Below are 16128 nucleotides of genomic sequence, written 5' to 3' on the forward strand. Positions count from 1 at the left end.
CAAATTTAACGTGTATTCCATGCAGCGTTCCAATGAAAGGTTAGGCTCAGATAAGTCCATACATATCAACCTGGTACAGCATCAATTCAACCTCCCCCGGCTCCACCACACAACAGAATCAAGACGTCTCAGGGCGTCTTTTTTCTTGCCTAAATAAAATGAATATCAATAAGCTAGACTTTTTAATTCCTTCCCCCTTTAATTCGCACGTATCAATGTATCAATCACTATCAAGGTGAACTCCCCATTTAAGACGAGCACTTCTATCGTGTCATAACTCGCCCCAAGGCACTGCAACGCTCTGTAATACGTTGAATAATCGTATCGTAAATATCGTCCGGCATATCGGTCCGAAAACCGCTATCTATGGTCTCCGTCACGTTGCGGCAGAGTTTAGCTATGTGTTTTTCGACAACCTTTTGCGGCAAGCCGATGTTCACACCCAGCTGAACAAAATCGGCTTTGGTGTAATAACCAAAATGCTCATACGCATCACTGAACTCTCCTTCGTCGCCTTCTTCAATGGCCAGCAGCCCAATTGACAGGTAACACGCTTGATCAAAGATTGGATAGGGAGCCAAACTCAACACGTCATACATGGGGGTGAGCAGCTCCATGATGCAGTTTCGACGATCAGGCTTTCTTTGCATTGAGAAATTCTTTAAATGCAGATCATTGTTACCGACGATAAAGCTATAGATCAGCTGCAAAAATAGTTTGAGGGTGATGGCTTTGCTATGACCCGCGCACTTGCTGAGTTTGAGCAATACCGTTTCATAACTGAGTGCATCGCTGTCTTTGTTTTTTGGATGGACCTGACAAAGCGAAGCCCCATCTTCAATCAAGTAACGTTGGCGCTCATTAATCACATCAAAGCGTTTGGTCACGTAGGCAAGCTCACCGGATTCAAAAGGAACTAAGCCACAGTCAGCAATATCAAACCCCACTTTTTTAGCCAGCTGCATGACAAAGAATTCGTTCTCGGGTAAATGAGGCGCTTCCTCTGGTGCGGGTTTCACAATGTACTGACCGCCGCTACTGGTTGGCCTGAGTGTTCGCCCTTCTAATTTCATCAGCAACTTTCGTTGCACGCCCGAGATCGAGTGCCCATCGGTATGGTCAACAGCATGCTGATTAAACTGATTTGGGGCACCAATGATGCTAACCCCTCGTTCTTTTAACGTCATAGGGGTAGCAATTGGAATATTGACTAATTGCCCGCCCTCAATCTCTGCAACATCACCAGCCACAACCGATACGGCTCCAATCAGCTCTTTACCATTGGCGCATAACAATCCAAATTCATCTTTCTTATCAAGCCTTGCGAGGTTAGCTTGGTGTGCTCGTAACCAACCTTCCGACAGTAAATTGGTAAAAAACGGCGGCAAAATATCAAAGTCGAATGCTTCACGGCGCAATGGGAAATGGTGCCCGATGGGTACGCCTTGGCTAAGATAACTCTCAAGGTAAGTGAACCGGTAAAGTTCCCGGCCGGAGAGCGTCGGGTCAATGTATTCGATTAAATCGCCAGCCTTGATGCTATTCACAAAAACCGAAGCAGTGCGATTAATCTTCATGCTTGCGTCCCACGAATAACTGATAGTTGCCAAGCACAGATAGGATGGATTCGATCGTTGCCCGTTTGGTGGAGCCAGGGCTATTGAATGCTTTATAGAGAGTCGTTTTGCTGATCATGGCCAATTCGCAAAACGTATCGATGATGATTTGCTGCTCTTCGCAATACTGCTGGACGCGCTCTTTTAACTCGGCAAGTGGAAAAGCATCGGTCTTATCATATTGATACGATTCTAAGCGCTCAACTTCCTGCAGTAACGTTAGGATTTGCTGCTTCAGTGGTTGCAATTCATTCATGGCCTAGCCTTTTAGTTCACTATAAGTTACTAATTTAAAATTTCGCACTACATAAAAAACAAAAATAGCCAAAACATAATCAAAAGTACACAAAAGCAAACGCCAACACAAAAATGACCACCAAAATGAACTATAAGCCCAGATCAACCACCAAAAAACCACCATAAAGAACTGTTTAATTAAAAAGTTCACTTTAAAAAACCAACCTCAATGGTTTTGGGGAGTGAATCAACACATCTGATGTACTCGCTCAGCTTCCAAAATGGATTTGTAAGTTGGCATCAACCAAACCCAACGGATCACCTTTGATACCAGCACCTAATGACCAACCTTTAGGCTGCATAAATGCTTTAATGGCCTGCCACAATTGGCTAGATATTTTCAAAATAAGTGGCTTAATTCGGTTCTTGATGAAAAGCTCGACGGAATCTATCGCCCCTCGCAAACCTTGTCCAAGCCCCCCGAATCCCCCTGTGCGATCAGTTGCCATTGCTAATGCGCCTTCAAAGCAGGCTACTTGAGCACTGACTTCAGATAGTTTTAAAACTAAATCTGGCGCGAATTCAACGATCGATTCAGGCGTTTGAATCGAGTCCCCAATCTCCATCATCAGTGCTGGCGTGCGATATAGGAACTCATCGACTGATGCACCGTTTTCGTCACCACCAAACTTTTCAAAGAAATAACTAAACTCACCATTAAACATCTTCGATGTTACCCCTGAGCATTTTTAGCAAAGCAGCATGAGACTCTGTCATTCCTTTATCTCCGGTTATTCGCAGCTAATGTTTATCAACAGCAACCTTCAATATAGGTCGCTACGAAAAGTTCTCAATTCGATTAGATGTTGACTATGCTGATCGGGCATGCCGTTTCACCAAGTCAACAGGCAGCTAAATGGTTGTCGCCATGTTTGGCTCTCGCGCCGCACTAGGTTCTGGGGTTCAAGGAGGATTGAGATGAGCACTGTTGTCTGCACTGCACCACTGAATGTTCGCGCCTTGCCTGTCATCAACAGCCAAATATTAGGAGTACTTGAATCGGGCCGAGCGATTGCCACCAATGGTGAAAGCAATGCTTGGTATGAAGTCGATTTTCAAGGCTCGATTGGTTATGTCTACGGCGGCTACGTAGCGCCGGTGAATCAATATCCAGAAACCTTCGCCATCGTTAACGTCGGCGCATTAAATGTCCGAGACCAACCTAGTGCTTCGGGCAAAAAATTAGGCTTGGTGTATCGTGATAACGTATTGAAGGTTCAGGCCATCACCAGCGGCTGGCTCGAAATTGAATTTAATCGCGGCATTGGTTATGTCAGCCAATCTTACGCCAAAGTGTATGCCGCCCTGCCCGGCTATTCGGCCATCGTTACCGCCAACTTACTCAATATACGAAACGGTCCTTCGCGCCAAAGCCAGATCATTAGCCAAGTTCCCGGAGGCACACAATTAACCATCGACTCTGTCATTGGTGCTTGGTGCCAATTGAAGATGAATGGCCAACAGGTCTATACCCCAGCCCGTTACCTACGACAAGTGCCTGTCATCGATGAAGTGTCGAGCACGATTGAGCAAGCCGCAGAGGATGAAGCGCCACTTATCGACAAGCCGGAAGCAGATGAGCCTGCAATAATGCAGTTGCAGCCGGTCAATAAGTTGCCAGTCGCAGGTAGCTCCAGCCAACAAAATGTTGCACGGACCTGGAACAACTACGGCGCCTTGCTACAACGCTTGAGTAGAGCGAAGGCACTTGATGTCGCTTGCGCTGTGGCCGTGCTATGTGTTGAGAGTTCAGGAAAAGGTTTTGAGTATGATAACCAAAACCGCATGATCATCCGGTTCGAGAACCACAAGTTCTACCGCTATTGGGGCAAGCAGCACCAAGCGCAATTTGATCAGCATTTCAAATATACCAAAGGCAAAGCTTGGACCGGCCACCAATGGCGTACCAGCCCAGACCATCAATGGCAAAGCTTCCACGGTAATCAGGCCAAAGAATGGCAGGCCTTCTTGTTTGCTCAATCCATCGATAAAGAAGCCGCCATGTTGTCCATCAGTATGGGGGCGCCACAAATCATGGGGTTCAACTATCGCCAAATCGGCTATGACAACGTTGAGCAAATGTTCGACGCGTTCTGTGAAGGCATGGACTCTCAAATTGCCGGCTTCTTTAACTTTTTCTCTCCGGCAATGATCAAACAACTACAACAACTTGATTTTGTTGCTTTTGCCAAGGGTTACAACGGCGACGGCCAAAAACAAAAATATGGTCAGTGGATCCGCAACCACTACGACGCTTTTAAGCACCTACATGACCAAACGCTGACAACCAACGCTAACAACAGGAGGCTAGCGTGAGCATACTTTCATTTATCAGCAGTATCTTCGAACCGGCAGTGAAGCTTATTGATGATTTGCACACCAGTGATGAAGAAAAGCTGCAAATGCAGCGTGAAATCAAAAAGGTAGAGAACGAACTGCTGACCAAGGTGATTGATTACGAGCAGCAGCTGCCGGCCAGTAAAACCAAAATCATCACTGCCGAAGCAACCGGTCAATCGGCGCTGCAACGCAATTGGCGGCCAATCACTATGCTGACCTTTTTAGCCTTGGTGGTGTTTGATAGTTTCGGCTGGTTACCCAACCCGTTAGCAGACGAGGCTTGGGTGTTATTGCAAATCGGCTTAGGTGGTTACGTTGCCGGTCGCTCCGCCGAGAAAATTACCCAGCAATACATGAAGGGCCGTTCGCCAGATAATACCAACGACGCATCGGCTAAAGGTTAAGTGGCTCAGCGCACAAAAAAGCCACCCCGCGGAGGGTGGCTTGCATTATTTTGATTTGAGCTGGACCGATCAATTAGTCGCGTAGCAGCGATTGGATCTGGCCCAAAGAACACAGGTGGATGTAAATCAAGCCTAAGAAACCAGACTTGTTTAGCTCCAACACTTGCTCATCACTCAGTTGCTTGAACTTCTCTTCATCAACAATATTGATACCAGTTACTTCTTGCTTGGTACCGTCTTTGCGTTGAATGTTTAGGTTTGATGCTTGCAGCAATTCAAGTTCAGTCAATTTCGCAATGAATGCTTCGGTAGCTGCGTCTTGCTGGATCAGGTTTTCGATAGAGCCGATGATGCCTTCAAAATACTCGCTACGCTCACCAGTTTCAGTAAACAGCGGCTGACCTTCTGTTTCAGAAACGCGAACATCGTCTTGATTCAGACAAATCACTGGCTTCTCATCGTTGCTGATAAAGAACGGGCCACGAGCCATGTTGTGCGGTAAGTAAGTAGCGGTCCACTTGCCATCAACAACAAACTTGTTCTCGTTTGGAGCAATCGAGAACATGGCTACGACTTTGAATTTCTTCGACTCTGGCTCTTGAATGAAAACAATTGGGAAGCAACACGCGGCGCGAGAAAATTCGTGAACAACCAAAGGTGACATGTGGCGCTTGGCGAACACATTAAAATCGGTCAACGGCTTAATTTTGGTATTGGCGTGCTGTTTTACGGTAATCGGTGCGATATTTACTGCCACGACGATGAATCCTATTAAATGCATGAACTAATGTAGAGGCCGCATGCTAACAAGTTTTGCCCGAACTGCCAGTGCTATCGACCGAAAACTGTGAGCAATACAGCTGAATCTACCATCCTGTTGGCCGGATATTTTTCGGTAACGAACGAAATGGCACCAACCTTGGTGCTAATCTGCCCAGAACTATGGCGCGTTGTCAATCACTGCGTAACACAGGCAATCACTTTTGGCGATGATTGGATTGGAGGTGATCATGAATAGTTTGAGGCCAACTCGATTCAACAAATGATGCTGACTGACGGCAAATAATTCATTGGTGCGATCGCGCCCAGCAGCGTCTGTTGCGACGATGCAATTAAGCCCGGCGGTTTTCAAATGAGCCAATGACGTACCCGGCTGCAACCGGCCAAAATTAAAATGCTCGACATCGGGCGGCAACGTGATGTCGGCGTCTTGGCACGGTTGCTCGGCATAAGCGATGGTAGCCTCCGAGGTGAGCGTAATACGCAGCGGATCGCTTAATACCTCCATATTCCAATCATGAGGCGGCTCCACCAGCACCTGTGACTGACTAACAAAACGCTGCAAACCCTCCCAAGCGACCCGCGCCGATTGCGGATCAATCGCACCGCCGCACTCGATGGTCACGATCGGCCGCTGTGCCGTCGTCAGCTCCATTAAAGCCCCCAGTTTGGTTTCGGTGAGCAATAATCGCTCAGTAAACAACGACGCCAATGCAATGTGCTTGGGGCAGTCAGAAAAACTCACCGCAAAACTAGGACCTGATCCCGAGGTATTGTGAACATCAAGCACTGCTTCGGGTTTAATTTCCGCCATTAACGCCAGCAGCTGCGCGGCTATCTTTCCGGGGACATCATCAAAAGGGCCGTAAAAACAGCGATTCAAATCTCTGACTTCGGCAAAATGTCGAACGCTAAAGTGCGGCTCATGACGGGCAGCCTCGACAGCGCCAATAAAAAAATAACAAGTGACAGCCGGCTGCTGACCCGACTGCAACCAACGCAAAATAGCCATTAATCCCGACGGTTCATTGCCATGCAACAAGGTCACGAATAAGCGCGTTCTGCTAGTGTCGCGGCCTTGCTGAACAATCAAGGTGGGCTGCTGCAATTGCTGCAAAAAGCTGTCAGCACATTGGGCCACCTCGTCGGGCTTGGGGTCGTGCCATACCAGCATGGATTCAAGTGAATTCATCAGCCAATACTCCATTGAGCGACCGGCGTATTGCTGGCGCTCAATTCGATATAGCGTTGCAACATCAGTCGAAGGGCGTCTCGGCGATCATGATCGCGCTCCAACATTTTGGTCATCGCCACTTGCCAAGTCGCACCAGTCTGTTTAAACGCCAAGCGTTGCTCGATGAGCGTCAAATAGTACGCCACTTCTGATGCGTCAATGCCTCGCTCAAGTAGCCCCCGATGAGCTATCGGCAACATTTGTTCGAGTAAACCATCGACAGGCACTTCTGTCAGCCCTTCGCCGGTACGATCTGGCCACACAAATTTAGCTGCCAGCCCATGTTTTGCGGCGCGATAGAAATTGTGCACCACATAGTTAAACGGCAACTTCATGGTCAGCTCTTGGATCGAGTCGACAAATCCCTCGGCCAAACCAATGATCAGCGCAATATTAGCCAGCATATCTGTGGCAGTCGGTCCGGCTGGCAAGGCACGCAATTCAATCCGCAAATGACCACCATCGACCGGATCATAAATCGCCCGATTCCAACTCCATATGGTGCCGTGATGCAATCTTAATTCTTCTAATTTAGGGCCGCAGCTTGAGGTATGGATATGGCCATCGCCTGCTGGATTGACCAAAGGCAGCAAAGGCTTGTGAAGGTGAACAGACTCAGCAAACAATTGATAAGCGCCGCCTTGTAACCAGCCTTGACCCAAGGTTACCCGAGAGGGCTGCCAATCGAGCACTCCCGGTGTCCGAGGATCGGTCGACTGTTTGAACAGGGCAATTCGGGTTTCATGCCATAACTGCCGATGCAGCAAATATGCGGAATTACCGGCCATCGCCAAAGCCAACGGCGTCACCAACTGAATGGCATTGTAAAGATCATTGAAGCGACTCGGACTGACTCGATAATGAAATTGAAACGAGGTATTTGCACCTTCCAGGGTCAAGTCGCTGCGTGTCATTTTCAGCTGTTCGGCACCATTGATGTCGATTTGAAACGGTCCGCCACGAAGCTCGCTAATGTTCTTGGTCAGCGCATGATAGCGAGGCCGATCCGACATCGCGCACATACCCAAATGGCGTTCTTCCAAGGTGGGCAAAATGCCGATAATGGCCATGTCCGCATCAATCGTTTTGGCTAGCTGTTGCAAGGCGCTGTTTTTGTCCAACACCTGCTGTTCAATGCGTTGCAATGGCGTGCCAGTAAATGCCACTGGTGGAAGGTTAAACTCAAGGTTGAATTGATTCAGCTCTTCGGTCAGCTGATTATCATTGGCGAGGGCTAATAACTGTTCACTGCAGCATTTGGGTTGTAACTCGGCATCAAGTAGGTAGAATTCCAACTCAGCACCGGCGCTACAAGGCCCCTCGCCCCAGTTTGGTTGTTCGAGCAAGGCACGGAAATCGGCTAACTGAGACTCAAGCTTGATCGCAAAGTCTCGGTAATCCGCTGAAGTAAATGATTGCTGCGCAAAGTGCTGTCCCACGAGGCATCGTCCAAGCCTGCCAACTTAGACTAAGTCTATGTGATCCTTGAAAACTTGCCTGCTATTGCCGATCAGAATGCTATTCAGATCAACAACTAAAATCGCCCTCAGAATAAAAATTCACACAAGTTGCATAAAAATTGATTTCGTAAGACTGCCAAGTCACATTTTTTTTGTTAGTCTAGCTTCCCTTTACTAAGAGACGTTCGAGAAACAGGAGACTACGATGGCGTTGAACCAGGTAGGATTTGTCGGTTGGCGCGGCATGGTCGGTTCAGTTCTGATGCAGCGCATGCGCGAAGAAAATGATTTTGCCGCTATAGAGCCGGTATTTTTCACCACATCACAAGCAGGCCAACCAGGCCCAGATGTGGGTAAACCGGTAACCCCGCTCAAAGATGCATTCGACATTGATACCTTAAAAACCATGGACGCCATTGTCACCTGTCAGGGCGGCGACTACACCAAGGCGGTGTATTCAAAGTTACGCGACGCAGGCTGGCAAGGTTATTGGATTGACGCAGCATCATCACTGCGTATGGACGACGATGCCATCATCGTGTTGGATCCGGTCAATCGCAATGTCATCGACCAAGGTCTGGCCAATGGCGTAAAAACCTTTGTCGGCGGTAACTGCACGGTATCCCTGTTGCTGATGGCCGTTGGAGGCCTGTTCGAAAAAGATTTGGTCGAGTGGATCACCCCACACACCTACCAAGCCGCGTCTGGCGCCGGTGCTCGCAACATGCGTGAACTGATCAGCCAAATGGGTACGGTACGTGATTCAGTGGCTGATTTGCTGGACGATCCTGCATCAGCGATTCTGGAGATCGATCAAAAAGTTGCGCAAACCATTCGTAGCGACGAATTCCCAACAGAGCAATTTGGTGCCCCTCTTGGCGGTAGCTTACTGCCATGGATTGATACCAAGCTCGATAGCGGTCAAAGCCGTGAAGAGTGGAAAGCGCAAGTTGAAGCCAACAAGATTTTGGGTACTGAAGCCGCTCCTACGCCAATTGATGGTTTGTGTGTTCGGGTTGGCGCCATGCGCTGCCACAGCCAAGCGTTGACCATGAAACTGAAAAAAGACATTTCAGTTGGAGAAATTGAGTCAATTCTGGCCGCTCACAATGACTGGGTGAAAGTGATTCCGAACGATAAAGAAATCACCATGCAAGAGCTGACGCCAGCAAAAGTAACTGGCACCTTGAGCATTCCAGTTGGCCGTATTCGCAAACTGACCATGGGTCCAGAGTACGTATCAGCGTTCACCGTTGGTGACCAGCTGTTATGGGGCGCTGCCGAGCCGCTACGCCGCATGCTAACGATTCTGAATGAAGCTTAATTGCAGCTTGATCTGGATTTGAAAGGCGCCGATTGGCGCCTTTTTTGTCTTTGGTTACGAGCGGCTTATCAGCAAGGCTAGAAATAAGATGTATCAGCGTGATTACTAGGAGGAGCTTGACGGTCCAACTACCAAGCGATTTTAACAACCACACGAGTACAAGATGATGAAGAAACCAATATACAGTCGGACAACCTCGACTCAAAGCTGCACTAGTTTAAAAGAACCATCTTTCATTTTCTCGGGCTTAAAATCCTGAAAAGCTGCCGGAACGTCCTTCGTAACGATATCAAACAATGCACAAGAAATTTTTCGCATCTCCCAATCTCCTTCTAAAGCACCGCGCATTTTAAAAAAGTGTCTCAAAGCTCTTGCGTTAGCTGTCACGACAATTTTGGTTTCTGTTGCGTTTGGGAGAATCGATCTTGACGCTGATCGCAACCCCCTCAGTTTTTCTTTTTTTGAAGATTCACAGAGCAAAGGGTCATTATTTATTTCGTAAACAAGCCGTTTGTAAAAAGCGAGACTTTGCTCAATTGTTTTTTTCCACTCATTAAACAAATTTGGGCATCGAGCGATTTCTGGAGGAACGACAAATGAAGCTCCAGATTCATCATGATACTGCTGCGATAATTGGCTATACGCAAAGCCAACTCTGTGACGAACTAACTGATGCGTAAATGCGCGAGAAACGCCAGATATTAAAAAAGTCCAATTAACATGTTCCAGTACGCTTTCATGCCCCTGATCTACCAAGTGCTTTATATACTGCCTGTTATCTTTTCCTGACTGCCTTTCTGCGCCGAAAGCCATGTAGCAAACTCTACCGGCAGCTTCGATTAATTCCTCTCCTGGAGTACAGCTTGATCGATTCCAATTTAAACGTTGCTCATCTAAAAATGACAAAAAACTATCTTCATCAAAGTTAGGCCTAGCCAAGCACTTTATCGACAACTCGGAAATTTCTATCATGTAGCATATCTCAAGGGTTACTTAACTCTTTACATTCTGTTGTTTTGGAGTTTTCACATACTTTCAGAAGAACTTTCTTCAGTGAATCCAGCTGAGCTTGTATGTTTTCACTTGCCTTTGAATAGTCAGTTATCATTGCTTCTCTCAAGGGTTCAATGAGCTCTTGGGCAATCTCCTCCTCCTTTTTTGACTCTATGCGATACTGACCCAGCTCAGGAAGGATAAGAGCATAAGAGGCAAATACCAAACCAACTAACGCTAAAGCAGCACCCACTCGATGAGAAATGTACTCCGTGATCAAACCTGGAAGTCTTGATTTCAAGCCAGCAAAGTCTACATCGAGTGATTGAAGCTGAGTTTTATGCACTCCTTTTCCTTCTGAACCAGCATATCCATCCGTGGGCTCGTCCACCCCAACCAATAGTAGCGTTGTGATCACTTGATCTACTGCTATGTGAACTTCCTGCCTTCCCATATTCACCAAGCATACAGTAACCAACCCCCTGTAACCTGGGTCTACATGCCCAGGATTGGTCATCAATAGCCCTTCTTTAGCCAATTTGTTTGGGGGAAACAAAATTCCTCCCATGTCACGAGGCATGGCAAAGTATTCCTTCACTTCAATAAGAGCCATCTCGCCTGGTTTAATCCGATGTTTTTCAAGCGCCACATCATCGATTTTATAGTTATGAAATACTTGAAATTGATTTAGTATGGTCTTTGCGTTTTCTGGCTGAAAGATCCGACCAACAGTCAGGTCACAGGACGAGCCACTCAAATTAATTGAAGACATGTCTAATGGGATATTCCGTGACTTTCGCAAAATTTCGCCGGAATTAATCCTTGTTTCTAAAGATTTCTTTGATAACAGCACGTATTTTTATTCCTGTAGTTGCGAACTGATTCCGATGTACGCTATTAATCAATGCATTGCTAATGATAAGAGCCCCACTTATCTGCACTCTATGGAAAGTTAATCATTTACTTGATGAGCAGGCATTCCCAGCCAGAGTTGTGACAGGTAAGTTTTCGGGGGCTCTTAATGCCCCCTTTTTCGCCTTTCATTAGATGTACTTATCGCAGATATCATCGACTTTGGGATATTTGTCTCTGATAAATGCAGAGGGAGAATGCGACTTATTATAGCGTTCTCGGACTATACGACATGTTTTAATAATCGATTGTTCGAGTTTGTCTCGCTGTGTCTCGGTTAGGCTATGCCCTGTTAAATACAAATTTGATGCTTGCGCGATCATGATGGCATCTTCTCTGAAATCAGAGTCTGAATAGTAAGCGGTAATATCAGTGTAACGAGATGTTTTTTCGTTAGTCTCAGTTTGTGTAGCGTCACTTTCATGATGCTCTTTCAATATAAATTTACGCCGCTCCTCTGAATTTTTTGCAGTGTCAAGATCTTCAAGGCAGCCCTGTGCAGCTTCTCGGTAATAAGGGTGCCTGTCTTTTGCAACCTCCTCGAGCTTGGAGCGATTGCTTTCCTCGCAAATGCTTCGGATTTGCGCTTGTGCCTCTTCTTCTTCTTCCATGACACTTCTGACCATCAAATTGCCTCCCTCACTTGGGTGTATTACATACATTTCACCGGTGAGAGGATGTTTGGCACACCCGACTATACTGCTGAGAAAGGCAGTAATGAGAACTAATCTCCGAATATTCATTGCGTTCCTTGCTTTAACATGTTGATACTGAGGTGAATTTACCATTCTTCACCTTTGGTTCATAGTCCAGGCCATATTAAGTTTGGTCGTCACTCTAGAACCGAAAATCTAGCGCAATTCTGTCGGGTAGGCGTTTTTTTGCTAAGCATTACGCTCGTCGATTAAAACTTTACATGCAACTCTCGCTGCATGCGGCTCGGTTCATTCATTACATTTTCAGAGACGCTACGTTATTCAGAGTCTACGGGCATCTAGTGATACAAATGTTTTGCTCATGTACTCGCTGAACATCGTTACATACGACTGCGTGTCACGCGCGCCATTTGGAGTGACTCAACGAAAACGGATATTTTCGAAGTAGCGACTTGAATCGATTTTGGTTGCAACAACCGTTTGGATAAACTCCGTCTCAAATGGACGCCAACGCACCATTCGCTCAAATATGATCCAACACGGGTGACCAGAGCATAGAGAGTTCCCTTGTTAAGGGGTTAGAGATCTTTTTGTCTTGCTGTTGCAGTAAATGACTGACTTGTTCGGCACCAGCATAATCGCTTGATTCAATTAACACGCCATATTTCAAGTATTGTAATTGCGTGCTCGCAGGAGTCATTGCCAACCTCTGTTCAACAATCTCCAACGCTTTTTCATATTGCCCATCTTCAACAAATGCCCTTACCATCATACTGATGGTGTTGGGTCTAATTTTTTCCGAAGAGTAGTCGAACAGTTGCATGATCTCAGTTGCTTTTCTAGCATCAGCCAGCCTTAAGTAAGCTCGAGCTAAATGATGCCGATAAAATTGCGGCATCCGTTCAGGCTCAGGAAAGTAGCGCCCCAGCAGCGCAACAATTTCAGACGATTTATCCTGTTGCTGTAATAAGAAGTGTAAAATCGACACCACCTGCATCACCATGCGTTTTTCAAGACTGTTGTTTGTCGCAAAGTAATCATTTTTGCTTTCGGGCGCCCCTAGCGCAGCGCGATTAGCATCCCATGTTTTAATCAAATGGAAGAGCTGATCAAGCTCATCGACGTCTGCGCTTAGAGCACTTTGACTTAATTCGATTAATTGTTGAATTTGACGGTTATATTCGCTGTTTGCCTCGGTTCTGGGTAAGAACACCGGCATTGGTGGCTGTTTGGCTCTCTGGTTTTTAAAATGGATTGCCTTGGCGTGCAATCTTTCAGTCACGGGAGCTAAACCTCGACTATTTAGATGAGCACACGCAAGCGTGGTCATAAAGAGGCTCATCCCCGCGACGAGCAGATAAGAGAACTTCATCTTTTTCTCAACTTCGAGGGCCTTGAGGCGTTTAATATTAACGCTATTGGCATGATGAATGGTTGCTATCCCCGCCATACCAGCAGTGTTATGAAGCTGCTGCGCTTGGTTTTGTTGCCAGATTATTTCGGCTAATGAGATTCGATATTTTTCCCTATTTTTCTGGTAGCAGATCTGATCACAATTCACTTCAATCACAAGCTCAAGAGTATCCACAATCCATTTCACAACAGGATTCCACCAGAATACTCTTTTTGAAAATGCCGCCAGCCATTTAAGCAAGGGATCAAATTGGCGAAGATGAGTGAGTTCGTGAAGCAGAATGTTATTGACGTGCTTGGACTGTGAAAAATGCTGGTTAAGCCATATGACTGGTGAAAACAATCCTGTCGCCATTCCTGGCTGCGACGCTAGGGTAATCTTGACTTTCACTTGTCGGCCAAAAGCCAGAGTCGATTCTAGATCAGCTTGAGCAAGTAGCTCATCACCGGGCATAGCATCCTGCTTTAAACCGGTTAGATATTGGCGATAACGCCAAACATCGCAACCAAACAAGGCTAATCCGGCAAGGGATAAACAGAGGAAAAAAGTCGTAAAGGGTACGCTCAAATATAGTTGATGGAGGGCCGCCAACATCCGTTGCCAACCACTCGCTTGATTTATGTTCAAAGCCCCGTCTAACTGGGGAGTTGATAAAGATCCAACGCTTTCAGGCAAGCTGCCAAACGACCAAAGCTGAACATTTGGTAGAAAGGTTGTTATGTCACCAATAGATAACTCGATATTGTGCCAAGGTATAAACCAGCATAATAAGGCGAACAATAGCAGCATTAAATGCAATCTAGCAGGTGCTTGATTAAGCCACTTAACCGCTGTCAGCAACAACGCGCTTATGACTAAGTTGGTGATAAAGTAATCCACTTTTCGCCCTTCGTTAAAAACAAATCAGAATTTATTCAGCCCATTACGATTTGCTTTTCTTCTTTTTAGCTAGGTAATTTTCAAGGTACTCAAGCTCATCATCAGATAATTTTTCATCATCAATCAGGTGTGTAATCAAACTGCTGGCATTACCCGCAAAAAAGCGTTTAACAAAACTGGGCAAGATACTCGGGGTTAAATCATCTTTGGAGATTTGCGTCTGAAAAACAAAGGCTCTTCCGTCCTTTCCTACACGTTTAATCGCGCCTTTGTCTTCTAGGCGATCAACAATGGTTTTGACAGTGGTATAAGCAGAAGGCTTCGTTTCACAAACCCATTCATGTATCTGTTTTGCTGAACAATCTCCGTGCTGCCAAAAAAGCTGCAATACGTCTAATTCAAAATCACTTAACTTCATTTAATCAACCTGCTGAGCTAGTTGTTTTACTTTGGCCAGATGAGACATGTCGATTGCCCCAGAACACTCGTAAAAACTGCAAACATAGCAATAAAAACTGATTGGACTGACCTTTAGTTTCAAAGGTAAATAGCGCCCCTAAAGAGGCGCCATATAATCGGCTATATGTAGTCGAGTATAGGCGACCAAGCAATAGACGTTGTTCCTCTCGCTAGAGACTTCGGCATTGCATTGCTTGAGGATAATTGTTCTGCAACTTCTTCTGCAGCAGCCATATCTCCAATTTCTAACAACACACCATATTTTAGTTGTAACAACTTATCCGTTGTTCCGAAGTGTTTGGCGCGTAGCTCAATCAGATCGATTGCTTTTTGAGACTGCCCATTGCCAACATAAGCCATCGCCAGCATACGAACGGTATAGGGTTTAACACTCTCATCTTCATAGTCAAACAGGCTAAGTACATCGATAGCCTTATCATATCGATTTAGCTTTGCATAAGCCGCAGCCAAGTGATGGCGGAATAATTGGGGCAGTTCCTCAATGGTTTGATATTCGCCTAACAGCAAGCTAATAATCTCATCGGTTTTATTTTGTTGCTGCAACAGAAAGTGTTGAATGGATATCCGATACTTGGTCACCCTTTCATCAAGGCCTTTGATCTCTGTCGTATAAACATTCATGCCGTACGAAATGTAGCTTTGTCTTATCGGCCTAATTTTACTGCGACTGCTATTCCAACTTTCTATCGATTCATAGATATCATTTAGCTCGTTCAGATCATCAGTCAGCGCATTTTCACTCAATTCAACAAGCTGCCTTATTTGCCGGTTGTACTGAGAAAATTTGTCATTTTGAGGCTGATAGATTGGCATCCTTTGCTTGCCTTCTCGCTTCTTTTTCATTGACAGCGCTTTTTGGTGCAACTGTTCGGTAATGCTTAATGAGCTCTCAACCTCACTTCCCGACGCCTGAACGGCATTGCACAGTGCAAGGCCCATGCAGGCAATCGCTAAATGAACTCGTTTCATAAGTCTCTCCCGACGTGGTGTTCTATTTGTTATGTGGTCCGCTATCCAAAGCCATTTACTACCGTTGTAGCAACAAACAATTACAAATGTAGTAAATAAAAAGAAAGTGTCAACTACAAATGTAGTTAATGTTTGACCGATCTTGTGCTAATTCCACTGGTTTCCGTTTGGGTTTGGTTAAGCCATACCAACTTCAATTATTCTGAACCAAGGCTTTCCAGCGATGTCTTGCAACGAGATGGGGATTTAAAGGTGAATCGACCAGCCTTCTGATCAAATCACGCTGCTTAGTTTGAGGGCTCTGAGCAATTTATCTCCAAAAACAAGAGATCATCTAATGTATCGAATGTAAGCCATGTCGGATTGCCGC

Annotated in this window: 15 protein-coding genes; 3 read left to right on the forward strand and 12 right to left on the reverse strand. The window is 45.9% G+C overall.

Features of this window, described 5'->3' with window-relative positions:
- Window positions 1-263: 263 nt before the first annotated feature.
- From IC617_RS07640 to IC617_RS07650, 3 genes are all read right to left on the reverse strand, one after another.
- Window positions 264-1577 (reverse strand): type II toxin-antitoxin system HipA family toxin, encoded by a 1314-nt coding sequence (locus IC617_RS07640; protein ID WP_191144396.1) that lies wholly within the window; start codon window positions 1575-1577, stop codon window positions 264-266.
- Window positions 1567-1872 (reverse strand): hypothetical protein, encoded by a 306-nt coding sequence (locus IC617_RS07645; RefSeq protein ID WP_191144397.1) that lies wholly within the window; start codon window positions 1870-1872, stop codon window positions 1567-1569. The genes IC617_RS07640 and IC617_RS07645 overlap by 11 nt, the downstream gene beginning before the upstream one ends.
- A gap of 250 nt (window positions 1873-2122) precedes the next feature.
- Window positions 2123-2578: a hypothetical protein gene (locus tag IC617_RS07650; RefSeq protein ID WP_191144398.1), complete on the reverse strand. Its 456-nt coding sequence runs from the start codon at window positions 2576-2578 to the stop codon at window positions 2123-2125.
- 253 nt (window positions 2579-2831) lie between these two features.
- Here IC617_RS07650 and IC617_RS07655 point away from each other — a divergent pair, with 253 nt between their 5' ends.
- Both IC617_RS07655 and IC617_RS07660 read left to right on the forward strand, forming a co-directional pair.
- Window positions 2832-4229, forward strand: a complete 1398-nt coding sequence (locus IC617_RS07655; protein WP_191144399.1) for an N-acetylmuramidase domain-containing protein — start codon at window positions 2832-2834, stop codon at window positions 4227-4229.
- Window positions 4226-4657 carry a 3TM-type holin gene (locus tag IC617_RS07660; protein WP_191144400.1) on the forward strand — a complete coding sequence of 144 codons (432 nt, stop codon included), beginning with the start codon at window positions 4226-4228 and terminating at the stop codon, window positions 4655-4657. The genes IC617_RS07655 and IC617_RS07660 overlap by 4 nt, the downstream gene beginning before the upstream one ends.
- Before the next feature lie 73 nt (window positions 4658-4730).
- On the opposite strand, the gene IC617_RS07665 is transcribed toward IC617_RS07660, so the two are convergent.
- The 3 genes from IC617_RS07665 to IC617_RS07675 form a co-directional block, all read right to left on the reverse strand.
- Window positions 4731-5414 (reverse strand): SapC family protein, encoded by a 684-nt coding sequence (locus IC617_RS07665; protein WP_191144401.1) that lies wholly within the window; start codon window positions 5412-5414, stop codon window positions 4731-4733.
- Window positions 5415-5597: 183 nt separating this feature from the next.
- The gene (locus tag IC617_RS07670; RefSeq protein WP_191144402.1) at window positions 5598-6629 is read right to left on the reverse strand and encodes a M14 family metallopeptidase; all 1032 of its coding nucleotides are present in this window, start codon (window positions 6627-6629) and stop codon (window positions 5598-5600) included.
- Complete coding sequence (locus IC617_RS07675; RefSeq protein ID WP_191144403.1) at window positions 6629-8110, reverse strand: glutamate-cysteine ligase family protein; 1482 nt, start codon at window positions 8108-8110, stop codon at window positions 6629-6631. Before IC617_RS07675 ends, IC617_RS07670 begins: the two co-directional genes overlap by 1 nt.
- Before the next feature lie 226 nt (window positions 8111-8336).
- Between IC617_RS07675 and asd the strand changes: the two genes are divergently transcribed.
- On the forward strand, window positions 8337-9455 hold the full coding sequence (asd, locus tag IC617_RS07680; RefSeq protein WP_255522915.1) for an aspartate-semialdehyde dehydrogenase: 1119 nt from the start codon (window positions 8337-8339) through the stop codon (window positions 9453-9455).
- Window positions 9456-9656: 201 nt separating this feature from the next.
- Here the strand turns inward: asd and thyX are convergent, their stop codons facing one another.
- From thyX to IC617_RS07710, 6 genes are all read right to left on the reverse strand, one after another.
- Entirely contained in the window at window positions 9657-10427 is a 771-nt protein-coding gene (gene thyX / locus IC617_RS07685; protein ID WP_191144404.1) for an FAD-dependent thymidylate synthase, read from the reverse strand.
- 10 nt (window positions 10428-10437) lie between these two features.
- Window positions 10438-11301 (reverse strand): dCTP deaminase, encoded by an 864-nt coding sequence (locus IC617_RS07690; protein ID WP_191144405.1) that lies wholly within the window; start codon window positions 11299-11301, stop codon window positions 10438-10440.
- A 190-nt stretch (window positions 11302-11491) separates the two neighbouring features.
- Window positions 11492-11971, reverse strand: coding sequence for a hypothetical protein (locus IC617_RS07695; protein WP_191144406.1), 480 nt, complete (start codon window positions 11969-11971; stop codon window positions 11492-11494).
- A 568-nt stretch (window positions 11972-12539) separates the two neighbouring features.
- Window positions 12540-14309: a M56 family metallopeptidase gene (locus IC617_RS07700; protein ID WP_191144407.1), complete on the reverse strand. Its 1770-nt coding sequence runs from the start codon at window positions 14307-14309 to the stop codon at window positions 12540-12542.
- A gap of 43 nt (window positions 14310-14352) precedes the next feature.
- Window positions 14353-14727, reverse strand: coding sequence for a BlaI/MecI/CopY family transcriptional regulator (locus tag IC617_RS07705; RefSeq protein ID WP_191144408.1), 375 nt, complete (start codon window positions 14725-14727; stop codon window positions 14353-14355).
- A gap of 161 nt (window positions 14728-14888) precedes the next feature.
- Window positions 14889-15758, reverse strand: coding sequence for a hypothetical protein (locus IC617_RS07710; protein WP_191144409.1), 870 nt, complete (start codon window positions 15756-15758; stop codon window positions 14889-14891).
- Window positions 15759-16128 lie beyond the last annotated feature (370 nt).

The organism is Neiella litorisoli (assembly GCF_014773395.1).
Classification (GTDB): domain Bacteria; phylum Pseudomonadota; class Gammaproteobacteria; order Enterobacterales; family Neiellaceae; genus Neiella; species Neiella litorisoli.